The following is a 23,666-nucleotide window of genomic DNA, read 5'->3' on the forward strand; positions in this document are numbered from 1 at the left end:
AATGGATTTTTTATTCACAAAAAACATTGGAGTTCCTGAAAAAAGCAAATATACTTTTATTTTCAATGAAATAGATATTGAAAGAATTAAAGTATACAACGAACTTTCTATTAAAAATAAGATATATTGTTTTATTGGAGACTATAATTCTCATAATTTAGAGACTGACAAAGCTGTTGCCGTTAATATGTGGAATAGATTAGTTTTATTTTCTATAGATAATGGTGACTTGCTATATTATTCGGGATTTTATGATTCGTTTGTAGGTATTGAATCTTTATCTAATTTTTTTCTAGTTGTGACAGATTCAACAATTTTTAAAATTAATAAAGAAAATTTTTACCCTTATGGATTTACTCAATTTCCATATAATATTTGCGATTACGAATTATCAAATTCTTTAGGCGAGATTAAAATTAAATTCGTTGAAGAAGAAATGCAAGATGATATTGTTGTTGATTTAGGAGTTTGATAACTTGGATATATTCCAAAAAAGATAATCCAAAAGGCGCGGATATGTCGTCGTAAAGATAGCGCGGTTTTGCAAACCGTGCCCGCAAAGGAGAACCATAGCTAATCTATAAAACAAAAAAACTACAACTCGAATTCATTTTCTGGTTGTAGTTTCTTGTTTTAATAACTCTCCAGCTTATCATGTACTTTCTCAATTTCTTTGTCCATATAAGCCTGTGCATAATGTACATATCGATTAAATGATGTACTAGCGCTACTGTGTCCACTTATTTTGCGAACTAAATGTTCTGGCATTCCTAAAATTAACAAAGTCGTTATTGCAGTTCTACGCATCATGTGAGAACTCATTTTGTCGCAAAAACGGTTTTTTGTTGTATCTGTTTTCTTTGTTAGTTTTTGGGTTTTACCTTGTTTTTCCCGAGAAACTTCTATGGGAGACGTAAAACCAGCTAGTTCACCAATTTGCTTTAGGCTTTTATTAAAATTAAACAAACTGGTATTCCCAAAAAGTGTTGCTTTATTACTCTGTGATTGATAACGCTGAAAAATGGTTACTGCATAAGCCGAGAGCTTAATAAAACTGAATGTTTTTGTTTTCTTTGATTTCAGTTTTAAGTACCATTCGCCTTCCATTTGCTCGAAGTTTTTATTGGTCAGCAAAAAAATATCCGAATAACGCAAACCAGTAGTGCAACCAAAAGCAAAAATATCCTTAATCCTTCTATGACTAGGTATAAGTGATGCTTCAAACTCTTTGTCATGAATTAAGAACTTGAGTTGTTCTGGAGATAGTACAAAGATTTCTATTTCTTCTTTACGAACATAAAACAGTCTCTGAAAATCTCCTGTGAATAAATCTTTATCATTTTTTAAATAATTAAAAAACACACGAATGACTTTTATATTGGCACCCACATAATTGTCATGACAACCTTTTTTATATAGAAACTCTGTAAACTTTTGGTAGAATTTTTTCCAATAACTTTTCTCTGATGCTAGTTCGCGTTTGTCAAGTTTAGAAGCGTCACAGATGCGTAATTCAAATTTGGTGTCAGTCGAAAACTGAATCAAATTATTCAATACATACTTATAGTTTTGAATCGAGTCGGGTTTTATTTTTTCTCCATTTTTCTTAAGCCGTTTCCCTGTTTCAGTTTCTTTTATAAATTGTTTGAACAATGGAATTATGGGACTCGTTTTTTTCATGTTTTGGTTTTGTCAAAAATACAATTTTGACTAGAGTTTAGAATAGTTTGGATGTAACAAAATGTAGCTTGTTCTTTCCTGAAATTATTTCATACAAATTGGCTTATTTCAGGACGGGGCAAAGTAAACAAAAAAGCAACTCAATTTTGAGTTGCTTTTTTTGTTTTTTGACCTGTTTTGTTTGCTCAGCGTTGCGGGCACGGTTTGCAAAACCGCGCTATCGTTACAACGACATATCCGCGCCATCTGGGTTTAATTAGAAAATGAATTGTACTCAATCATACATTCAATAGCACTTCTAAACCAATCCCAGAAACTCATAGTTATTTTCCCACCTTCATATCCACTTGAAGCAAAATCATGAATTATTACTACTTTTTTTTCTTCATTCCAACAAGCTAAATCATCGTTATCTTCTCTTCTAGCAAAAGGTACTAATATTCTATTTGGATATCTATCTTTAACCCCTTGATATCTATCTTTTAATCTATCGCCTAATAATATGATCCAAGGGTCAAAATCTAAAAGATTTTGATTTATTATAATCATGAAGTCATTAGGGTAATCAAAGCTTTCAATTAATTTTTTTTCTTCCATATCTTAATTTTTTAAACCACCATCTATTTGAAATGCCCCACTTGAATTTGCACTTCTATAGGCAGCATTTTGTTTTTGAATTCTTAAATCAATGGCTTCTCCCCAAGTTTTTGGGACTCCTTTTTTTGTTGTAAATCTTTCAATCATAGTTTGAGGTAATGGTTCGTCATAGTTTCTTATAATAGCTTCTACTTCAATTCCAGCTTCGTGAGCAGATAGAACACGTGTATTGTCGATGGTTATTAAATCTCCATTTTTCATTGCTACGACATCTATTGGATCACCTTTCCAACCATTTGACTTCATACTTGATATTATTTCTTCTGCGCCATTAACTGAACTTTGACTAAATTTAATCATGTTCGGACTAATTTTCACAGAGTTTTTTACTAAACTTTTTATTGCAAATTTACTCAATCCTTTTACTAAATAATAGCCATCTACAATTGCATAGGCTGTTTCTTCAGCTGCAATTACTTTTTCAGCAAAATCTACGCTTCCAGCCATATCAACAGCACCTTGAAAACGCATACCATCCTTTTTAACATCACTATAATGTTCCATTATTTCTGGAGCCGCTTGAAGTAATTCTCCTAGATAAGCATGATCATCAACGGCTTTTTCGCCTAACCCAAAGAACCAACTTGTTCCTTTTGAAAGGGGTAGCTTAGCATCATATGCACTTCTTGAACCAGTATTTGGAGTTCTGTCACTTTTAAATGGATGAAACTCTGTTGTTGCCCCCTGAGCTGAATGCATAAAGAAGGTGTGCTCACTATTATTCTTTATGATTTCAGAAGATAAGGTTAATTGTGTATATGCCTTACCATCTTTACCAAGCATTTGTTGTGTCTTATAATAAAAATGAATCTCATCATTACCATCAGGGTCAACATTATTAATTGGGTTGTTTGCTGCAAATTGGAAAGGACTCAACCACGGTTTTTCAATATTATCTGTACTCCACCATCTTCCAACTCTTGGATCAAATAATCTTTCTCCGAAATCATAACTATTCCCTTCGCCTTTCAGTTCGTCATCTTTCTCCTGTCCTTGGAATCCGTATCTGTACGATTCGGATCTACCGTGACGGTTTGGCACTAGCATTCCAAAAGGATAGTAATCCAATAGTTGGTAAAGTTAATGTTTAAAAGGGCTAATCTATGTAAGAACGTATGCAAAAAATGCGTTTTTAGGCAGTTTTCGTCTTTTCAAAAATACAAAAAATATAAAAGTTAAGTCACAGATTATAATAAATTACTATAGTGTGAGTCTAATTTTTTTGCACAAAAAAAGCCGAACATTGCTGTTCGGCTTTTTGTCGGGGTGGCAGGATTACATGCCTATTCCTTAATTCGTTGATTTTACTGATGTTTTCAAGCATTCTTCCAAAAAGGGTAGCCGAATAGGTCTCATTTATAATGACTTATTTTGTATCCTTTTATATTCTTAAATCAATTTAATCTCAGTCAGTCAATGTGCTTTTATATGTGTAAATATATTAAAAATGAGATTATGACACAAGTAAAAATGGAGCTTTCTTTTCTTCATTTTTAAATTGTTCTATTGGAGTGGATGGGACCACAATCGAACACCTTATACCACTCTTAACTTTTTTCGAATGCTTAAAATAACTATGTGATGAATTGATTTTGTGTATTTATAATTTTTTTTCGTGAACGAAAATATAGAGCAAAGATAAAAGAAAAGGACTTGATACAGATAATCAATTTACAAATCACTAAACTAAGAAAGAAGAAATAAAATTAGAATTTGTAAAAAAAGGATATGAATATTATCATTTAGTGATATCTATAATAATCTCTAAAAATTCCTAAATCAAAAAATATACCCTGTTTTTAATAGGAACAGAAGTTTTTGGTTATTTTTGAATAATATTCAATGATGTTTCAGAATTTAGCTACTATCTAGAAAAATTTATCTGACCAATCAAAGATCAATCTTTTAAAAATTTGGACATAATCCACATATGAACTTAACGTTAAATAGCCCTAAAAAGACACTAAACAAAGCCTATTTGAAAGAAAAGGTAAGTCGTTCAGAAATTGAAGATTTCAAAAGAAATCTTGAATTGTTATTTGACAAAATTAATGAAAATGAGTCTGAAGAACATCTAAAGAATGTACTTGCAGATTTTTTAAAAGATACTTGGTACAATAATCAAAATGAGATAAATACTAAAGGTCGAAGTGACCTTGCCATTTATAATGGAAGAACAAGTAGAGATAGTGTTGGTGTAATTTTTGAAATAAAACATCCGAATAATAAGTCTGAAATGATAAATTCGTCGCGATTCAACGTGAAGGCATTTCATGAACTCATTTTATATTATCTTAGGGAAAGAATTGATTATAATAATTTAGATATTAAACATTTAGTTGTAACTAATATTTATGAATGGTTTATATTCGACGAAAATTGGTTCGAAATTAACGTATATCGAAATCAGAAACTTAGGAAAGAGTTTGAGAATTGGAAACTTAGCGGAAAGGATACTAGATCATTTTATGAAGGATATGCAAAAGACCATCTAAATACGATAACTGAAAATATTGACTGTACTTATTTTGACTTAAGGAATTTTAAAGATTCTTCTCCCAATTCTTCAAAATTAAGTGATAAACAACTAATACCTTTATATAAGGTACTATCACCAACGAATTTATTAAAACAAGCGTTTGCAAATGATAGTAATTCGCTTGACAAGAAATTCTATTCGGAATTGTTATATATAATTGGACTTGAAGAAAAAAAGGTTGGTGGTAGGAAAATAATTCAACGTAGTTCTAATCCATCTTATGCAACATTAATAGAAAATACTATTCTGCAGTTGGAAGAAAGGGATAGCATTAGAGAGATGGACACCCCTTCTAATTACGGAATAAATATTACAGAACAACTTTACAATGTTGCATTAGAACTTACTATTACTTGGATTAATAGAATTCTGTTTATCAAGCTTCTTGAAGCACAGCTTTTTAAATATCACCACAAGCATGAAGGATATAAATTTTTGAACAGTACTTTAGTACATGATTATAATGATTTAAACACCCTCTTTTTTCAGGTTTTGGCGGAACGAAAAATAACACGACGATCACATTTAGTCGAGAAGTTCCAAAAGGTTCCGTATCTGAATAGTACATTATTCGAGCGCACTGATTTAGAAATACGCACATTTGATATTAGCTCATTAACCAATAGTGAACTACTTTCTTTATTGCCTGCGACTGTATTAAAAGATAATAAGGGTTCTAAAAAAACAGGTCAACTACCACCTTTGCAATATCTTTTTGAATTTCTAGATTCATACGATTTCACTTCTGAAGGGTCAGAGGAAATACAAGAAGAAAATAAAAATCTGATTAATGCATCTGTATTGGGATTAATCTTCGAAAAGATCAATGGATTCAAAGATGGCTCATTCTTTACTCCAGGAACTGTGACTATGTTTATTTGCAAAAAGACGATTAGAAATGCAGTGATTAAAAAGTTTAATGAAGAATATGAATTAGATTGTAACTCTTTCGAGGATTTGAAAAATTTTATTTCCTCAAAATATAAAGCACAGGATATCCTAAGCTTTAATCAGGTTATTAATAAACTTAAAATTTGTGATCCGGCTGTCGGGTCAGGCCATTTCTTAGTATCTGCATTAAATGAGATTATTGCTATTAAAGCGGATCTTGGAATTCTAGCGGACTCAAAAGGAGTACGACTTACAGGATATGACCTAAGGGTTGAAAACGACGAACTTATTGTCACTTACAACGACAATACCGATATCTTCGAATATAAAGTGACCAATAATTCTGTTAATAGTGAAACGCAAAGAGTACAAAAAACGTTATTTCATGAGAAGCAAAACATAATTGAAAATTGTCTATTTGGGGTTGATATAAATCCCAGTTCTGTTAAGATATGCCGCCTGAGATTATGGATTGAGTTACTTAAAAATACATACTATATTGAAAACACACAATTCACTGAATTAGAAACGCTTCCAAATATTGATATAAATATTAAATGTGGAAATTCATTGATTAATCGTTTACCTCTTAATGAAGAATTAGATACAGCTTTGCAGGGTAAATATTCTCTTGCTGCTTATAGAGAGGCATTTCATAAATATTATCATGCAGAAGGAAAAGACGAAAAGCGTACTATAGAGAAATTTATTGAAATAGTAAAAGGAGATTATACTTCGCAAATATATAATAGAGATCCACGAATTAAGCGTCTTTCTACATTACGTGGTAAAAGATTAAATCTCGAAAATTCAGTTAAAATTGGAGACTTATTCGCTAAATCTAAAAAATCTGATATTCAGTCCAAATTGTTATCGTTCCAAAAATCTATTGACAAAATTAGTTTAGAAATTGATGATGTTAGGAATAATAAAGTTTATCAAAATGCCTTTGAATGGAGAATAGAATTTCCGGATATATTAAATGATGATGGATCTTTTTCGGGATTTGATGTATTGATTGGAAATCCACCTTACATGTTTGGTGGGAATGAGGGAATTTCGTCTATTGACAAACGTTTTTATAAAGAGCAGTATTTAACCGGAGGCGGTAAAATTAATTTATTTACACTATTTATTGAACGCGCTTTCAACTTATTGAAGCCGAATGCGGATTTTTCTTTTATCATACCCAATACATATTTACGAGTTACTTCCTATAATGAATCTCGTAAACTTTTAATCGACAATTATCAGATTGATACCATAATAGATCTGGGGGATTCGGTATTTGATGATGCAGTTACAACAGCAATAGTTATTGTAGCAGAAAAAAAAGTTGCGTCGGAAAACCATAAAATATTAATAAGTGATAATTATAATAAAAATGCAAATAGTATTAATCAAAAGGCGCTAACACTGAGAAAATATGTTATAGCTACAAATATCGATGAGAAAAAAGACTTTCTTATTACTAGGATAGAGAATAATAGCATTCTTTTAGGTTCCTTGTGTGCTGAAATGATATTTGGTGTAGTTATTACGAAAAATAGTGATGAAGTTATTAGTTACACTGAAAGATCTGGCTGGAAACCTTTCTTGGAAGGAAAAGACATCTCAGCTTATACAATTAAACCAATAAATAAGTTTTTAAATTACGAACCAAGTCTGTTGCATCGAGCAAGAAGTAAAGAAATATTTGAACAACCAGAAAAAATACTATTACAGCGAATTACAGGAGGTAGTCGCCCACTTAAAGCTGCATATGATAATAAACAATATTATAATAAAGAATCTATCAATAACATAATCCTTCAAAGTAACTGTGGTTATTCATATAAGTACATTTTAGGGCTTTTGAATTCGAAATTAACAAACTGGTATTATAGTAATATGTTTACTAACGAGTCACGATTGACAGTTAATTTGTCAAAGGAGTACTTATCACAGATTCTAATTCCTGTTGCAGATGAACAAACACAAAAACCGTTCATTATAGTTGTTGATTATATTTTGGCCCTATCTGGAAAACTTTCAACAATAGCTATTGATGATTTCGTTCCAAATAGTTTCTTAATATCGATTTTTGAAGAGATTCTTGACGCAATGATATTTGAATTAGTTTTTAAAAAGGATTTTCTTGAAGCAAACATCCATTTAATTGAATATGTCAAAGTTGATTTCAGACCAATTACAGATATACTGTCTCTTGAAGAACAAAAGGAAATAATTTTCGACGCATACCAGATATTTCGACGTAAAGATAGTATGATAAAAAATAATCTTAAATTGATGGATCTAAGACTTTCAGAAATAGTAATGCCAATTAAAAAAGTTAGCTATAATGAACCAGCTTAATAAAATTATCTTAAATAACTTCAAGTTTTTCCGTGGACAAACAGTAATTGATATTGATTCAAAAAATTTAATTATTTATGGAGAAAATGGAAGTGGTAAAAGCTCGATATATTGGGCTTTATACACCTTTCTTCATAGTGTATATAAACCTGATGATAGTGATATTCAAAAGTATTTTGATCCAAGTAATAATCAAAATCTTATAAACAGTTTTATAGAAACAGGGGAAGAAAGTTCTATTGTTGTTGAATTTATTGATGATTCTAAAACCATCACGCAAAAAACTTTATCCTATCGCGTTGTAAATACAAAAGCTGGAGATATAGTACGAGAAGCGGCGCATTCAAGTGATTTTGTCAATTATAGAATTCTATCACGTTTATATGATTTTAGTAATCGCGAACAGATTGATCTTTTCTCCCTTTTTGAACGAGAAATTCTCATGTTTATTGATTTTGGATCTGAAGTGTCTCCTGGGGTAAGTAATGCATCTGATTGGTGGCGTTTCTTGAAGAATGGAATGCAACCTCGTACTGCAATGCATCATCCAGCATATTTGGATTTTCAAGCCAAAATTCAAAGTTTTAACACCGAAATGGAAAATTATCTATACTCCATTGTTCAAGATGCTAATGAATATTTACAAAATAAATTTAAACAAAGAATAAACATAAGGTTCGATTATTTACCTGCAAGTTATGATGTATTTATTGAGGGAAGTACAACAAGACGTAATCGAAAGACTTTACCCCCAAAAATCATTTTAACTGTTGATTTGATTGACTCAAGGTCTCACACGCCTCCTATTAATTTGGGACGACCACAATCTTTTTTAAACGAAGCTAAACTGACAGCTATTGCACTTTCTATACGATTTGCTATTATTGATGCTAAATATTTACCTGATGCTTCCAAGATACTTGTATTTGACGACCTTTTGGTAAGTTTGGATATGGGGAATAGAGATATTGTGCTTGAAATTATATTGAACGAATTTCCAGAATATCAAATTATATTAATGACCCACGACAGGATGTTCTATGAACTTGCTAAACATAAGGCTAAAAGTATAGCAGGAGAAAATTGGTTGTATTACGAAATGTATGAATCTATAAAAGATAACATTTTGATTCCTCATATAAAAAGATCAGATTCATATCTTGAAAAAGCAAAAGCGAATTTTCATTTAAAGGAATTTGAAATAACCGGTAATCTACTTCGCAAACAAGCAGAGAAGTTTACTAAAGAGCTTCTGCCGAAAAGGTATCATTTTAGTGAAGAATATGCACCACGAAATTTAGACGGACTAATAATGCAATGTATTGTATTTGCAAAAGATAGTGATATTAATGACACAATATTTCAAGATCTTGATAGACATAGAAAATTTGTACTTAATCCAGCAAGTCATGATAATATGGGTATTGCACAATTTACGCATGAGATCGAAAATTGTATCAAAACATTTGATGCTCTTGATGAATTGAAATTTCAACCTGTTCTGAAAACTGGAGAAAAATTGGAGATTAATTTAATCGGTAATGATGGCTTGCCATATAGATGGGAAATTAAATTGGAAGATGATGCATTACTTTTAAAATGGCCTACAGATGAAAGCCAATTAGGCCCAGTTAAGTTTGCGCATAAGATGTTTCAAGATACTATTGTTAAATATGAATGGAAATACACTAGACAAACCTTGAAAGCATTTTATACGAAATATCACAACAAATCTAATAAGGCAAAATCGACTGATTTTTGGGATGAAATTATCCAGTCATCTTCTGGAAATCCGATCAGAACGTTAAAAATATTTTAGCAACTTAGCTTGGTTTTCGTATATGTTTATTTCAAGAATTGAATAGGCATAAGCCTAATTTAGCTATATTTGCTCAACGCATTTGGATAGCATATTAACATGAATACTAATAGTAGAAATTCTCTATTTCACGATTTAAATTTAAAGGAATACGAACGTAATTTGTATTCTGTGAATGCTACTTTTACGGAAAATCTTTTGGAATACTATAGAATTCAAGCTAGTATTGTAAATGCTGATTATTTTTATTGCTTTAATAATCTAACTGAAAATCAGCCTATACCTTTTGTTTATATATATGATCAAAGGGAAAATAAACAAAAGAAGACAATAGATCTTGTTGAGATTAACAGACAACTATGGACACTTGGTGAAATTGCATTAGCAATAATTGTATACCCTGACGGCTTTAAAATTATTGATACAAGAAATCCCATAAAAAGTGAGTCAGAACCTTCATTTTTAGACGACTTATCTGACGCTATAGTAAAAATTGATTCTATCCTAAAAAAACGAATTTTTGAAGGACTAATTCTTGAAGAATCACCTTCTGATTATGTAAGCGTCTCACCTTACCAGAAATTGCTCAATCATATTGAAATTGAAATTCTCAATAAGAGTAAGATCATTGGATGTAATCAGAATCTCCTAAAAAAATTATTGGTTAAATTTATATTGATAAAGTATCTTGAAGAGCAAATTGATGATTCTGGAAATAGTGTTTTTGAAAATGATTTTTTTGACCGTTTTATAGTTAAGAATGTTGTTAAAACATTTTTCTCTCAAAAAAACACTTTCTGTGATGTTCTGCGAGGAAACAATATCAGTGGTCTTTTGAATTTTTTAAATGAAAAATTCAATGGAGGTATTTTTAATATTTCTAAAGATGAGGAAATAGAATTAACAAATTCTAATTTAAGTATTATTGCTGATGCACTGGATGGTAATAAAGATCTTAATGGGCAAATGTCAATTTGGAGGTATTATGATTTTAATTTATTACCTATTGAATTTATTAGTCGATTATATGAAAGGTTTGTGACTTCTGTTGATGGCAAACAAAAAAGCACAGGTGCTTATTATACACCTCCACATTTGGCACGATTATTAATTGATGAGTTGTTACCTTTTAATAAAGAAATTGATTTTGCAAATTTTAAAATTTTGGATCCATCCTGCGGTTCCGGAATTTTTTTAGTTCTTGCTTATAAAAGATTGATTACACTTTGGATGTTAAAAAATAACAAGCAATCTATCGAAGGAGAAGACGATATTAAGAGTATAAAAAAAATATTATCGGATTGTATATATGGAGTAGATATTAATGAAGATGCATTATCTATAACTGCGACTTCTCTGCAAATTGAATTAACAAGTCATATTCGTCCAAAAGAGATATGGGAAAACCTAACCTTTGATAATCTAGTTGAGCAAGCAAATTTAACTAATCTTGGATTTTTTAAATGGTATAAATCTAATTTTTTGAAATTCGATGTTATTGCAGGAAATCCACCTTTTAATATATCACAAAACGAAAAAGACGAAAACGTATTATTGGGTAAAGATGATGATTTTTCGAAGGAAAAATTTATTGACTATAATAATAAAGTACAATCATTTCCAGACAGCAATCCAGCTTTAATTTTTTTACATAAATCTTTAGAAATTTTATTGAAGCCTGATACTGGTTCATTATTTATGATAATGCCAGCATCAACGTTTTTATATACGACAAAATCTTTTGAGTATAAAAAAAGCCTTGCGTCCCTATGGAACCTAGAGAGAATTTATGATTTTACCCCATTGCGAGAACATCTTTGGGGGAAAACAAAAATTGCTACAATTGCTGTGAAAATTACAAATAATTCATCAGCAAATTCACGAGTTGAACATATTATTGTTCGAAATTCTTCTGCTAATGAAAAAGGTTCGATTCGCTTCCAAATTGATAAGTATGATAAATTTTATGTTCCTATAAGTTTCCTATTCTCAAAGGAAAGTATTTGGAAGATTAATTTATTGGGAGGTGGAAGACTTGGACTATTCGTAGAAAAATTTAATCAGTATAGTTCAATTTCTAACTATTTCAAAAATAATAATATTATTGCAAATATTGGATTCACACGTGATAAGTATGTTATTAATGATCAGAAAAAAAGAGACACAGCTCAACAGGTAGTTAATCTTAATGGTTTGGATATATTAGATTCTGAACGTTTCAATTGCGATAAACTTACAAAGGAAGCAGTAAAGAAAATTTCGCAAGATGATTGGGTAAGGGTTCCGAAGAATGGTTTTGCTGTACCCAACGTTTTAGTACGTCTAAATATTAACCTTAATCTTCCAATTATTTATAATATCCGGAATCTTTTAATTCCAAACGGTGTTCTTACCATAAAGTCACATGATATTGAAAAAATGAAGAATTTTGTTACTGCATTCAAGCATAATAGAGGTCTTTATATTTTTCTGATTAAAGCTTTATCACCTAAGGCCTTTATACAACAAGGAGGTGGGTATAGTATAAATCGTCAAGATCTATTAAATCTTCCTATTAATGTTGGTATTGATGGTGATATTATTCCTTTCCCATCATTAGATAAGCATGACGAAATTTTAATAGAGGATACAGAACTTATAGCTAAAAGTCTGAATAAAACCAATGGTGAAATTTTTAAAAAGATTGAAAAAGTTGATTTGATAGAATACTCGAATACTTTTTGTGAAATTTTAAATTTGACATATGAGAAGGATGGATATAAATTTAAGCCGGTTAGACAAGTATTAACTGATGATTATGTATGGGTAACATTTGAACATACTAACACGGAAAATAATATAGAACAAGAATTGAATGACGAGAGCAAAATAGAATTTGAGAAAATTCTTTTTGACGATATTACAAACAATTCATTAACTATAAATAAAATAATCGTTTATTACGGGATAAACAATCAAATTAGTTTTATTAAGTCTAATAAATTGAAATATTGGATGCGTAGTACTGCTTACCGTGACGTAGAGAACGTTAAAAGTGAAATGTTTAAAAGTGGATATTAAGCTATGCAATTTGATTATATAGATGACACTCACAAATATCTTCCGGATATTTTATATATAATTCGACAAGGAATTATTCAAAAGCAAAATGCCTTAAAAAAGGGAAATCGCGAAGGACTAAATACTCAAGTATTAGTTGAAACGTTCAATATTATAGGTACCAGGTATATTGCAAATAAACCTTGGATTGGTGTGCAGAAAGAGCATGAACGAAAAAATGGAAGTGGGAGAGAAGATATATATTTTCATTTAAATGATGATAATTACACTCGTTTATTTTATATTGAAGCTAAAAGATTACCAAAATATAAAACGAAGAATGATGATGAATATATTACAGGTGATGATTCGTTGAATAAAATTTCCGGAGGTATTCAACGTTATAAGTCTCTAGTACATGGTGATTCCACTTTAAAATATAATGGCATGATTGCTTATATTGAAAACCAATCTATTGATGAGTGGTTATCTTTAATAAACAATAAATTGTTACAAAAATATCCAGAGGATACACAACTACTTTCTAATGATTTTCAAAATGAGTATATATCAACTCATAAATTTGACAATTCAGAATTTGAATCTTTTGTAATGCATCATTTTTGGATAAGCTTGTTATAAATAGGCAATTAGTAAAGAGGACCATCGAATGTCTCCATTCCAATGTAAAGGACCGATAGTATAAAAGAGTTGAACTTCTGCATAGCACTATAAACTTGGTTAAAAAAATAATAATATTTTACTTAAGTTTTTTGATAATGTTATGATTAATTCGAATTGGGTCCTAGGATATTCTTAAAAACTTTAGCAAATAATTCTGTATCAATATTTACTGCTATATAAGGACCACCAAGAACCCATTTTTTCCTTGTTTCTAGTGTACCTGAAAAAACTTCATTTCCAAAATCAAATTTATCATGCCCAACTACATAGTTAACCTGTCCAAAGTGCCCTCCAGCATTAAAGAACAAACCATTAGTGACCTCGACATTTAATCCGAGAAAAAAGTTACTGAATGATTTATCACTTAAATTTGTACCTACAGAAACGCCTAAACGCTCTTTAATACTTCTGGGTGGAATATTCAAGTTTCTAGGTACTATATGAAAAGTTAGAAACAGAGAAAGAAAACCCCGAATATCTTTATCGTCTGCAATAAGAGTTGTTTCTCCATTTGGTTTAATGAAAGTTGTAATGTTCTCTGGATTTTCTAGCCAAGTAGCCACTACGGCGGTACCTACACTAACTCTTTTTGTTTTTAATAATTGTATATCCCGATCTACAATTACCTCATTAACGTTATTCAAATTTCTTGTAATAGTAAAAGGAAAAGATGTTGTATATGGACCAAAAATTGGAGAGTTATATTGATTATACTTTATTTTTGTTTCGCTTTTATCTGATTGTACTGCTGGTACATTTGTTGTCACTTCTTCAACAATGTCTACCGGGTTAAATTCTGCTTCACTATCCACGACGTAATCTGCGTTATTTAAAGATATAATATGGAATTGGAATTTATCATAATTTTCTTTTGCCGTAACTGGAAAATATGAATAAATTGGATTACCATTTTCATTTAGATACATATGAATAATCCCATTCTTGTCGATTACGATATTTTGAGATGCAATGTATTCATACCCCTTTTTTTTAATTTCTCTCTCTACATATTTATAAATTCTACGTTCATTAGTCTGCTCTTCACGATCTTCATTTGATTTTGGTACTCTATTTTTTGATGTTGTGCTTGGCAAAATAGGTTTATCTGGCGTAAGATCTTTACTTTTTATTGCAATACCCATTCCTTTTTTCAGTATACCAGATTGAAGTGGAGGATTTAACGAGCCATCACTGTTGATAGAATACTCTACCAGCCCGTCGGTACTGCCATTTTGTTTTGGAATTGATGCTGAGGGTATGTTGAAAATAAGGGTATTTTTATTGCCTACAAAATAGACTGTAAACAAATCAGTTGTTTTATTTATAACATGAAGTTTTCCTTTTCCATCTGAAAAATCTGCATTCTTAAGATCAGTCACTTTATTACCTCCCTGCATTATAGCTACTTCAACGTCTTTTGTAGTTTTTAATGTTATCGTAATATCTATTTGTGAGTACGATGATATAGAGATTGCTAAAAATCCGAAAAAAAGTAATGTTTTAAATTTCATAGTAGTAGTTTTTAGAGTGAAATGTCCAAGTTTTTAATGATTTTATCAAGCTTAATAGCATAACTGAATGAATTGTCAGCACCCACAATCATTGCGATTGCTATATTTTTATTATCAATAACTAAAGCACCGGAATCACCTCCTTGTGTAAGTGCCTTATACGAGTTAGAGTTTTTATCATACTTTGTCAGCACTAATAAATCAGTTAGTTCCCATAAGTTATTGTCAGGATATCTAAAAGAGACAGGCCATGAATCATTATATACGAAACCTTTTATGGTTTCTTGAGTTTTTGCCCCAAGGATTGAAATTGTACTTTCCTGCAATACATCATCATACGAGACTTGTCTTACGGAAGTTGGATTATTAATGAGGTTATTAGAATAAGTAACGCCAGTCTTAAGTTTAGCAATTGCAACGTCCATGTCAGTGGTTCTGTACCCAAAGTATAGTTCTGCAATGATGTTACCATTTTCATCTTGTATTTCCTTAGAATCTGATAAACCTGACCAATTATTGTCACCATTCAGAACGTGAAAACATGATAGGATATAGTGGTCATCTCCAATGTTATCTTTAACAATTGCTCCAATGGTTCCTCGGCCTAAAATTCCTGATTTGTTTGAAACTCCCTTTCCGGCCGTTGCTGAATTTAGCTTAGGGTAATCCCCAGTTACGATCACTTTTGAAGGGATATTAATATTTGCTCCAGTACTTAATTTAATTTTAAAATTCTTTTCAATTTTATTAGCGACATCTATATCTGTAACATGAATTTCTAAACAGCCTATTTTACCACTGCCTTTATTGACATATCCCGTTCCAAATGATAAGACACCAGGAGTAGAATTTAGACTTGCACGATAAGTGTCTACAGCTATTTGAGATAATTTATATTCTGGAGTGTTGATAAATTCCTGAAGATGTTGAATATCATCAGTTTGTTGATATGTCCTTTCGTCAACCAACTTGCTTTTCAGGTTCTTAGTATAAAATAATAAATCAAGTAAATCGTGCCAGAACTTTGATCCTAAACTTAAGAAACATCCAGTCAGAAAAGTACCTAATATCAACATTAGCCATTCTCCCACCTGATTTGGTACAGGTTTATCCCAGCCGATTACCTCATAAGGTTTTTCAAGATTTCCTAAAATGCTTATTAAATCGGCACGCAGCGCTAAAGCTACTAGTGTACCACAAATGACATTTAACGCAAGAATTCTTTTGGTTCTGTCATCTTCTGTCTCGTCGTTATCTGTTTTTGAACGTAAGTTGCCAACATTGATCCAAAATAATTTTTTATCTGAAAATTGTAACTTGATAAAATTCGAAATTCTTTCATTAATCATACTTAGTATGAACAATATTATAGATATTGAAACAGCAGCATCCATAATCAAAAGTCTTTTAGTTATTTAAATGAATTTTACTCATGTAAATCATGAGTATTTGTAGGTATAAACTTAGTAATTATTGATTGAATATTTTTACGTATAAATACCTGATTAATTACGTATGTATATATACACGTATTCAAAATATATTTTTTTATCGCTTTAAATTTCTTTTGAGTTAGATCAAAATAATTTTGTTTTAGCTATTGCGTACTTATCCGCAAAATAATAAAGTCAGACTATCCTACCAGTACATTCTCCAATACGAAAAGGATAAAAAGGCAGCTAAGGTATTATGGACACCAGCTGTATCTGCCACCAAAAGACTACGGCATAAACGGTCTGCTCCCCTAAAGGGTGCCCCTCCAATTATTCCGTTTCCTTTTGGCTTTCCGCGTTGTCCATACCTTTTTATGGCTTTCTTTTTTCCCTTTTTCTTTTGGAAAAATGCTTTTCGAGGCAAGCAGGTTAAGAGAAAAAAATGAAACAGGATTGTATAACATTTAAAGAACACGAATTATGAACATTATCGGACGAGTCACAAAAGATGCACAGGTACGCACATTGTCAAATGAAAAACAGGTAGTAAATTTTTCAATAGCAACTAACGACAGCTATCGAAATAAAGCAGGCGAACGAATAGGGCAGACAACCTTTTTTGATTGTGCTTATTGGATTAGCCCAAAGGTAGCCACTATACTCACAAAAGGCTCTCTTGTAGAACTTACAGGCAGGGTAAGTGCAAGAGTATGGACAGGTAATGACGGAGAATCACACGCAGGGCTGAATTTTAATGCTTCACAAATCAAGCTTCATGCAGTGGGAAGCAAAGCAGAAACAGCTAAAACTGTGCCCAAATCAGAAAAGAATAAAGAAGCTCAAGAGGAAAAAGAAATTGACCTCCCATTCTAAAACCAATCATTAAAATTATTTCAAACTTTAAAATTTAGTATCATGGCACATAATTTAAATTTCAACGAAAAAACAGACAAGTATTCTTTTTTCAGTGTACAGCAAAAAGCGTGGCACGGATTGGGGCAAATCGTTTCGGATTATCCGACAAGTGAACAAGCTATAAAGCATGCAGGATTAGACTATGAAGTTGTTAAAAGTCAGCTGTTTACCAAAAGTTCGGGCATTATCCAAACGACTGATAGTATTGAGATAGGCAACAGCGAATTGGAAGTCCCTAACTATTTTGCCAATATACGCACCGATAATAATGCAGTATTGGGTGTGGTAGGAAAAGACTATCACATCGTACAAAACCGTAAAGCCTTTAATTTTTTTGATGCCATTGTAGGTGGTGGAGATGGAATATTATATGAAACCGCAGGAGCGTTGGGCATCGGGGAACGTATATTTATCACAGCCAAACTACCCGATTATATTCGTGTGGGAAATGGAGATGATGTAACCGAAAAATACATTTTTCTGACCACTTCGCACGATGGTAGCGGAAGCATCACAGCCGCTTTTACACCTATCCGCATCGTATGTCAAAATACCCTCAACGCTTCACTTCGTTCGATGAGTAATGTCGTACGCATCAAACATACTTCGGGGGCAAAACGGCGTTTGGATGATGCCCACAAGGTAATGGGAATGGCAAATAGGTTAAGCAATCAGCTAGAAGGCATATTCAACGAGTGGGCGAAAGTTAAGGTAACAGACCAAGAAGTTAAAAAGCTAATCCAATTGGCACTATGTCCGAACAAGGAAACTTTCGACTTACTGAAAAAAGGTGCGGAAGATGAAATTTCAACCGTGTTTAAAAATACCGTGGAAGATGCTTTTGCTTATGCTATGGTTAGCGATACGCAACAAATGAGTACTACTAAAGGGACATTGTTCGGAGTATATAACGCCGTGACGGGTTATTACCAAAATGTACGGAAATACAAAGACGATGAAGCCAAGTTACAAAGCATTGTGTTAGGCGGTACTGCTCAACTCAAATCACAGAAAGCATTTGAACTATGTACCTCATTTGCTACAGACGGTGTAGAAACCCTAAACCTTAATTAGATAACCACAGGCTACCGCTTTAATCGGTGGTAGCCTTTAAAAACAACAGCTATGAATATCGGAATTATAACATACAGAGATTACGATGAAAGGATATTGCTTAATTGGAATTTCAACATATTGGAACTGTTCAATATCATATTAATTGATAAGGATTTTGTCCGCTTTGAAATATTTGACAAAAACAATAATCTTTTACTCTCAACCCACTATCCCGATGTAGAACAAAAGGGAGTATATATAAAGGTAGTTAAAATTGAAAAAGAGAAAGAAATCACAGGAATTACCTATGATGCATTTAGAACACCATCAACTATCCGTAGGATAAAGGTTCGTTGGAACGTAAACGGTAGAAGATTCAGAACAAAGAAAATAGCACTTGATTATGTTTATTGGGAAAATAGAAAGGCAAGCTTGAAAATTGAGTCTTTCGTTGACCGTAGATAATCTTAAAAAAGAATGATTAAACAAAACTTTAAAATTTTAGCAAGATGAAAACGAATTTTTTCAATCAGATAGCACAGATGGACATACAGGGAGATTTACACCTGACAATTACAAAAGGAATAGAAAACAACCTTATCGTATCGGTTATGCTCCAAAACGGACAATGTGGGGATAATGCAAAGAATATCATACCGCCCCTTACCCTTCGTGGAAGTGTCGAAGAACTAGACAACGGTTTTTTTGAGAAAGTAACCATGCCTATACAGACCGCTTCGGGCTTAATGCTCGATATGGAGGGATTTATGAAACAATTGGAAGAAGCCAAAAAACAATCCGCAATGGAGAAAGAAAAAGCCGATAAGTACAAAAAAGAGCAGGAAGCCAAAGACAAGAAGTTTAAAGATAGTATGACAAAGGCAGAGGAATTGGAAAAAGGAGGCAAATTCCGTGAGGCATGGATGAAGGTTCCCGAAATAGCAGAGTTTCCCGAAAAGGCTGACGAGATACGTAAGAAAAAAACAGAACTATCCGACAAGTTTGCGACCCCAAGCCTTTTTGCAACTGAACAGAATGTATAACCGAAAACTCAGCAATCATGTTATTAGTAACACAATTACAGCGGGTATTTATACTCAAAGACAAGGGGCAGGATATTAAACTGACCGACCCCGAACCACGTTGGAGCGTGGAAGCAGTATTGAATTTTTATGCCAATACTTATCCTATTCTGACTACCTCCAAAATATCATCACCCATTATTAGGGACGATGCAGTCGAATACCGATTCGAAAGTGTAATGGGGACTAAAGGTTAAACCAAAATTTTAAAGCGATGAACTATGCACAAACACATGATATCGGGAACCATCAGACCGCCCGAACAAAAAAGACAAAGGCAGTTGCACCAACAGTTAGGAGAGTTCGCCCATTGGATGCAAAGACCCAAGGATGCCGACGAGGTACAGAAAGACAAACGAAAATCAGTACCAATACCTATGTTACCGATGGTTTTCTAAAAACTTATTTCCTGCCTAAACTGAAAGAAAGCAAAACGCTACAAGCTTGTGGAAAATCAGAAAAGACAGAAAGGGATTTTTATCAGTCCCTTTCCAAGCTTGCAGAGCATTACAATATAGAACCAATGCACACCACTCAGTTTGACTATCCCTACAATATGACATTGGCTATGTGGGATGCGGAGGAAAAACTAAAACAGCGTGTTTTGAACTGGCAGGAAATACGTTTGCTACAGGATAGTAAGAAAACCTATTTTATCAGCGAGGAAAAATACAATACAGGCACAACCCTGTATTACATTCCGATTGAACCGCTTTATCAGATGCTACACGACCCCAAGCGGAAAAGAAATGCCCAACTGCTTCTTTCCGTCTGCTCTTACCTGTACCATATTGCCGATATTCCCTATTTCAGACAGGAAAACAGCTATTTGTATTGGATGTACGAAATGCACAAAGAATGGGTGGAGGAAGATGACACAGAAGAAGAGGAAATGTATAAATCTGAATTTAGCAAAGCGGAAATGATTGGGGATTGTATCGAGCAAAAGATTTTTAACTCTGTTAATTTACAGGTATTTCAGCATCGTTTAAGTGCTTTTAAAAGTCGTGATGCCTTTGACCACGAATGTTGGCAGGTAGCTTGTACTGCTTTGGAATTATATATACAATATCCACAGGAAAGCATTTTCCGAAATGCATCCGTACAGCATGACCCCAATAATGAAGAGGACGAAAACGAAACCATCGGTATGGAAAAGTACATTTCGTTTATATCACACACCAAAGGATGGCTGTACGAGAGCATTGCTGATAGCATCAACAATGAGTTTAACGAGTATGGGACAATGCAGGAACCAACCATCTGCAAATGCTTTGATGGCAGAGACATAATGAATACCAGTCTTAATTTTGAGAATAAATTATTTGCCTTATTGGACGATATGTGCAGTCTATTGTATAATTATGAAACGACAAGAAAATGAATACTATAAATAACATAACGGGAAGTTTCGGGACTTTGTACCACCCAAAATCCGCTTTGGTTTTCTATGAAGCCAAAGGAATGAATAACGATGTATATGTGGAGCATTTTGATATGGACAAAAACGGCAGTCCTGTTAATGCCCATCCACTCACGGAAAGGGAAGCCAATGCCTTGGCAAAATCATTGCAGATTGAAAAGGACAAGGACAAAGCCTTTTTAAAATGCCAAGGGATTTTGCCGACCAACATTCTGCATATCAATTCCAATATAGATAAAGATGCGGTTTTATGGTACACCAAGACGCAAAAACGACAATTGTATTTTGTAAACGATTTGGACATTCCGAGCGGTATGGCGTATGTGCCTCCAATGATTTGGTATGCCAGTAAACAGACCCTTTCAGTATTTGCACTGACAAGCGACAGAAGACCAACAGAGAAAACAACTTTGTATTTTGCGCCTTTTTTCAATATCTATGAAGACGGCAGGGTATGTATGGGTTCGGTCAATATCAATATCACTAACTCCGCTTCGGTAGAGGAATTTACAAAGGCTTGGGAAGACTATTTTTTCAACAGCTATTTCAGCCATTTATTGGGGCAGAATAGCCCTATAAAAGGCAATTGTGTAAATCTATGGAAAGACCTTATCAGTTCAGGGAAACCCTTTCCGAAAGAAGTATTGAAGAAGAATAACAAAACACTTAAAAATCTATTGTGATGGATACTAATAAAACAAAAATGCATTTTACCGACAATTACCTGATAAACCCGACAAACCCCATAACCGTAAACCTTATCGGTGCAGGTGGTACAGGCTCAAAAGTACTGACCGCCTTAATGGAAATGAACCACAGCCTGATTGAACTTGGACACGCAGGGCTATCTGTCCGTCTTTGGGACAATGATGTTGTTACGAGTGCCAATTTGGGCAGACAACGTTTTGCAGAGTGTGAGGTCGGATTGTATAAATCCGTTACCCTCATAAACCGTGTAAACCGTTTTATGGGAACGAACTGGAAAGCAGAAACTGTGAAATTTGAAAAAGATGCTTTAGGAAAGATGCCAAAAAATGCAGAAGCAACTCTTTATATTTCCTGTGTGGATAGTGTAGAATCCCGATTTGCTATTGCGGATATTTTAAAAGTACAAAACAATGGCAGACACCATAGGGATGCACCAAAATATTGGCTTGACTTCGGGAATAGCCAACATACAGGACAGGTGATACTATCCACTATCGGAGCCATAAAACAACCTGATTCTGAAAAGTATGAAACCGTGGCAAGCCTGCCATTTGTTACTGAAGAATTTGGTGAACTGCTTAAAGAATCCGAAGCTATAGATGGCACTCCAAGCTGTTCCCTTGCAGAAGCATTGGAAAAACAGGATTTGTTTATTAATTCAGCATTGGCACAAATGGGAAGCTCGCTTTTATGGAGCTTGTTCCGCTATGGAATGACCGATACAAGAGGCTTTTTCCTTAACCTGAAAGATTTCCATTCACAGCCTTTAAAAATAGCCTGAAAATCAAATTCGGGCGGCAAAAAGACAAACCCTTCCGAAGGTCGGGACTGTCTTTTTGCATACAAGCGGAACAACCCCTTTACCAAAATGCACCCATGTAAATTCCTTCGCTTCACATTTTATCAAACGGGTTACAGTATTATTGCATTGGATATTTCACATATCCAAATTATGTATGACTATACTATAGTGTTCATAAATTCCACTTGCAAAAGCTGAAAGCTATAATAATTAGAATTATGAACTTGATTTAAAAGGATCGAAGAATCTGTTTTGTAAATTTGTTATAAATGATTTACAAATGTTCAGACATAAAGGGAAAGGTCGCACTTATTTACATAATCTTAAATTAGCCTCGATTTTATCAGGTGTGGCAGGAATTGTAAATATTATAGGAGTTTTAACTGTTAATACATTAACCACTAATGTAACAGGTCATTTTGCTTTTTTCTCAGAACAATTATTTTTAAAAAATTATGAAGTAGCTTTTACTTTTTTATATTACATTTTTTTCTTTTTGTTCGGAGCTTTTATATCCGGACTGATTATGGAATGGGTTTCAAAACGTAAATCCCATACATCTTATGTAATACCTATATCCATAGAAATAACAATTATGATAATGATTGGTATTTCCTCAAGTGTTTTAACAAACAGTGATGTGCTGTCCCCTGTATTTATTTCTTCTTCTTTGCTTTTCGCAATGGGGCTTCAAAATGCGCTCGTTACCAGAATTTCCCAATCTGTGGTTAGAACTACCCATCTTACAGGGTTATTTACTGATTTAGGAATAGAGCTGTCCCAATTATTCTTTTACAAAGAAAAACCACAACAAATAATCTTAAACAAAAGTATTTACTTAAAGCTGATAATTATTATTTCCTTCTTCTTTGGAGGTTTCATTGGGGGATTTTGCTATAACTATTTTGGTTTAGAAGCTCTTTTACTTCCCGCAGGGCTATTGTTGACTGTATTATGGTACGATCATTTATTGTTTCGTTATTATAATTTAAAAAGAAAACTCAGACGACCAATTCTGAAATAAAAAAATAATTAATAAAAAAAGATATTCTGTAACAGCTAAAAATGAATA

20 protein-coding genes are annotated in these 23,666 nt (G+C 32.8%); 14 read left to right on the forward strand and 6 right to left on the reverse strand.

Going from position 1 to position 23,666, the window contains the following annotated elements; all coding sequences use genetic code 11:
* The first annotated feature begins 1 nt into the window (after position 1).
* Positions 2–472, forward strand: coding sequence for a hypothetical protein (locus OZP08_RS08195; RefSeq protein ID WP_281323441.1), 471 nt, complete (start codon positions 2–4; stop codon positions 470–472).
* A 161-nt stretch (positions 473–633) separates the two neighbouring features.
* Here the strand turns inward: OZP08_RS08195 and OZP08_RS08200 are convergent, their stop codons facing one another.
* From OZP08_RS08200 to OZP08_RS08210, 3 genes are all read right to left on the reverse strand, one after another.
* Complete coding sequence (locus tag OZP08_RS08200; protein WP_281323442.1) at positions 634–1,680, reverse strand: tyrosine-type recombinase/integrase; 1,047 nt, start codon at positions 1,678–1,680, stop codon at positions 634–636.
* 252 nt (positions 1,681–1,932) lie between these two features.
* The gene (locus OZP08_RS08205; protein WP_281323443.1) at positions 1,933–2,277 is read right to left on the reverse strand and encodes a hypothetical protein; all 345 of its coding nucleotides are present in this window, start codon (positions 2,275–2,277) and stop codon (positions 1,933–1,935) included.
* 3 nt (positions 2,278–2,280) lie between these two features.
* The gene (locus OZP08_RS08210; protein WP_281323444.1) at positions 2,281–3,405 is read right to left on the reverse strand and encodes an RHS repeat domain-containing protein; all 1,125 of its coding nucleotides are present in this window, start codon (positions 3,403–3,405) and stop codon (positions 2,281–2,283) included.
* A 910-nt stretch (positions 3,406–4,315) separates the two neighbouring features.
* On the opposite strand from OZP08_RS08210, the gene OZP08_RS08215 reads away from it, so the two are divergent.
* The 4 genes from OZP08_RS08215 to OZP08_RS08230 all read left to right on the forward strand — a co-directional run bounded on the left by OZP08_RS08215 (position 4,316) and on the right by OZP08_RS08230 (position 13,622).
* A complete protein-coding gene (locus OZP08_RS08215) occupies positions 4,316–8,122 on the forward strand; it encodes a type IIG restriction enzyme/methyltransferase (RefSeq protein WP_281323445.1) in 3,807 nt (1,268 codons plus the stop codon).
* Positions 8,109–9,941: an AAA family ATPase gene (locus tag OZP08_RS08220; protein WP_281323446.1), complete on the forward strand. Its 1,833-nt coding sequence runs from the start codon at positions 8,109–8,111 to the stop codon at positions 9,939–9,941. Before OZP08_RS08215 ends, OZP08_RS08220 begins: the two co-directional genes overlap by 14 nt.
* Positions 9,942–10,040: 99 nt before the next feature.
* Positions 10,041–13,001 (forward strand): HsdM family class I SAM-dependent methyltransferase, encoded by a 2,961-nt coding sequence (locus OZP08_RS08225; RefSeq protein WP_281323447.1) that lies wholly within the window; start codon positions 10,041–10,043, stop codon positions 12,999–13,001.
* A gap of 3 nt (positions 13,002–13,004) precedes the next feature.
* Positions 13,005–13,622 (forward strand): hypothetical protein, encoded by a 618-nt coding sequence (locus OZP08_RS08230; protein ID WP_281323448.1) that lies wholly within the window; start codon positions 13,005–13,007, stop codon positions 13,620–13,622.
* 146 nt (positions 13,623–13,768) lie between these two features.
* Here OZP08_RS08230 and OZP08_RS08235 read toward each other — a convergent pair whose 3' ends face one another.
* From OZP08_RS08235 to OZP08_RS08245, 3 genes are all read right to left on the reverse strand, one after another.
* Entirely contained in the window at positions 13,769–15,175 is a 1,407-nt protein-coding gene (locus OZP08_RS08235) for a hypothetical protein (protein ID WP_281323449.1), read from the reverse strand.
* Between the two features lie 11 nt (positions 15,176–15,186).
* Positions 15,187–16,539, reverse strand: a complete 1,353-nt coding sequence (locus tag OZP08_RS08240) for a S1 family serine peptidase (RefSeq protein WP_268849155.1) — start codon at positions 16,537–16,539, stop codon at positions 15,187–15,189.
* A gap of 274 nt (positions 16,540–16,813) precedes the next feature.
* A complete protein-coding gene (locus OZP08_RS08245) occupies positions 16,814–17,032 on the reverse strand; it encodes a hypothetical protein (protein WP_268849156.1) in 219 nt (72 codons plus the stop codon).
* Positions 17,033–17,088: 56 nt separating this feature from the next.
* Here OZP08_RS08245 and OZP08_RS08250 point away from each other — a divergent pair, with 56 nt between their 5' ends.
* The 9 genes from OZP08_RS08250 (at position 17,089) to OZP08_RS08290 (ending at position 23,618) form a co-directional block, all read left to right on the forward strand.
* Complete coding sequence (locus tag OZP08_RS08250) at positions 17,089–17,481, forward strand: single-stranded DNA-binding protein (RefSeq protein WP_281323450.1); 393 nt, start codon at positions 17,089–17,091, stop codon at positions 17,479–17,481.
* 42 nt (positions 17,482–17,523) lie between these two features.
* Positions 17,524–18,597, forward strand: coding sequence for a DUF932 domain-containing protein (locus OZP08_RS08255; RefSeq protein WP_281323451.1), 1,074 nt, complete (start codon positions 17,524–17,526; stop codon positions 18,595–18,597).
* Between the two features lie 51 nt (positions 18,598–18,648).
* On the forward strand, positions 18,649–19,044 hold the full coding sequence (locus OZP08_RS08260; RefSeq protein WP_268849157.1) for a hypothetical protein: 396 nt from the start codon (positions 18,649–18,651) through the stop codon (positions 19,042–19,044).
* Positions 19,045–19,088: 44 nt separating this feature from the next.
* On the forward strand, positions 19,089–19,622 hold the full coding sequence (locus OZP08_RS08265; RefSeq protein WP_281323452.1) for a PRTRC system protein E: 534 nt from the start codon (positions 19,089–19,091) through the stop codon (positions 19,620–19,622).
* A gap of 17 nt (positions 19,623–19,639) precedes the next feature.
* Positions 19,640–19,858 (forward strand): PRTRC system protein C, encoded by a 219-nt coding sequence (locus OZP08_RS08270; protein ID WP_268849158.1) that lies wholly within the window; start codon positions 19,640–19,642, stop codon positions 19,856–19,858.
* Between the two features lie 113 nt (positions 19,859–19,971).
* Positions 19,972–21,045, forward strand: a complete 1,074-nt coding sequence (locus OZP08_RS08275) for a hypothetical protein (RefSeq protein ID WP_349293468.1) — start codon at positions 19,972–19,974, stop codon at positions 21,043–21,045.
* Positions 21,042–21,767, forward strand: a complete 726-nt coding sequence (locus OZP08_RS08280; protein ID WP_281323454.1) for a PRTRC system protein B — start codon at positions 21,042–21,044, stop codon at positions 21,765–21,767. Before OZP08_RS08275 ends, OZP08_RS08280 begins: the two co-directional genes overlap by 4 nt.
* A complete protein-coding gene (locus tag OZP08_RS08285) occupies positions 21,767–22,573 on the forward strand; it encodes a PRTRC system ThiF family protein (RefSeq protein WP_268849159.1) in 807 nt (268 codons plus the stop codon). The genes OZP08_RS08280 and OZP08_RS08285 overlap by 1 nt, the downstream gene beginning before the upstream one ends.
* 301 nt (positions 22,574–22,874) lie before the next feature.
* On the forward strand, positions 22,875–23,618 hold the full coding sequence (locus OZP08_RS08290; protein WP_281323455.1) for a YoaK family protein: 744 nt from the start codon (positions 22,875–22,877) through the stop codon (positions 23,616–23,618).
* The last annotated feature ends 48 nt before the right edge of the window (positions 23,619–23,666 follow it).

It is taken from the genome of Flavobacterium aestivum, assembly GCF_026870175.2.
Classification (GTDB): domain Bacteria; phylum Bacteroidota; class Bacteroidia; order Flavobacteriales; family Flavobacteriaceae; genus Flavobacterium; species Flavobacterium aestivum.

Bases quoted from the DNA above. Each gene is read 5' to 3' on its own strand.
- OZP08_RS08250 (WP_281323450.1), top strand. From the start codon at position 17,089: ATGAACATTATCGGACGAGTCACAAAAGATGCACAGGTACGCACATTG.
- OZP08_RS08255 (WP_281323451.1), top strand. From the start codon at position 17,524: ATGGCACATAATTTAAATTTCAACGAAAAAACAGACAAGTATTCTTTT.
- OZP08_RS08260 (WP_268849157.1), top strand. From the start codon at position 18,649: ATGAATATCGGAATTATAACATACAGAGATTACGATGAAAGGATATTG.
- OZP08_RS08205 (WP_281323443.1), bottom strand. From the start codon at position 2,277: ATGGAAGAAAAAAAATTAATTGAAAGCTTTGATTACCCTAATGACTTC.
- OZP08_RS08200 (WP_281323442.1), bottom strand. From the start codon at position 1,680: ATGAAAAAAACGAGTCCCATAATTCCATTGTTCAAACAATTTATAAAA.
- OZP08_RS08290 (WP_281323455.1), top strand. From the start codon at position 22,875: ATGTTCAGACATAAAGGGAAAGGTCGCACTTATTTACATAATCTTAAA.
- OZP08_RS08280 (WP_281323454.1), top strand. From the start codon at position 21,042: ATGAATACTATAAATAACATAACGGGAAGTTTCGGGACTTTGTACCAC.
- OZP08_RS08285 (WP_268849159.1), top strand. From the start codon at position 21,767: ATGGATACTAATAAAACAAAAATGCATTTTACCGACAATTACCTGATA.
- OZP08_RS08195 (WP_281323441.1), top strand. From the start codon at position 2: ATGGATTTTTTATTCACAAAAAACATTGGAGTTCCTGAAAAAAGCAAA.
- OZP08_RS08225 (WP_281323447.1), top strand. From the start codon at position 10,041: ATGAATACTAATAGTAGAAATTCTCTATTTCACGATTTAAATTTAAAG.
- OZP08_RS08270 (WP_268849158.1), top strand. From the start codon at position 19,640: ATGTTATTAGTAACACAATTACAGCGGGTATTTATACTCAAAGACAAG.
- OZP08_RS08265 (WP_281323452.1), top strand. From the start codon at position 19,089: ATGAAAACGAATTTTTTCAATCAGATAGCACAGATGGACATACAGGGA.
- OZP08_RS08220 (WP_281323446.1), top strand. From the start codon at position 8,109: ATGAACCAGCTTAATAAAATTATCTTAAATAACTTCAAGTTTTTCCGT.
- OZP08_RS08235 (WP_281323449.1), bottom strand. From the start codon at position 15,175: ATGAAATTTAAAACATTACTTTTTTTCGGATTTTTAGCAATCTCTATA.
- OZP08_RS08230 (WP_281323448.1), top strand. From the start codon at position 13,005: ATGCAATTTGATTATATAGATGACACTCACAAATATCTTCCGGATATT.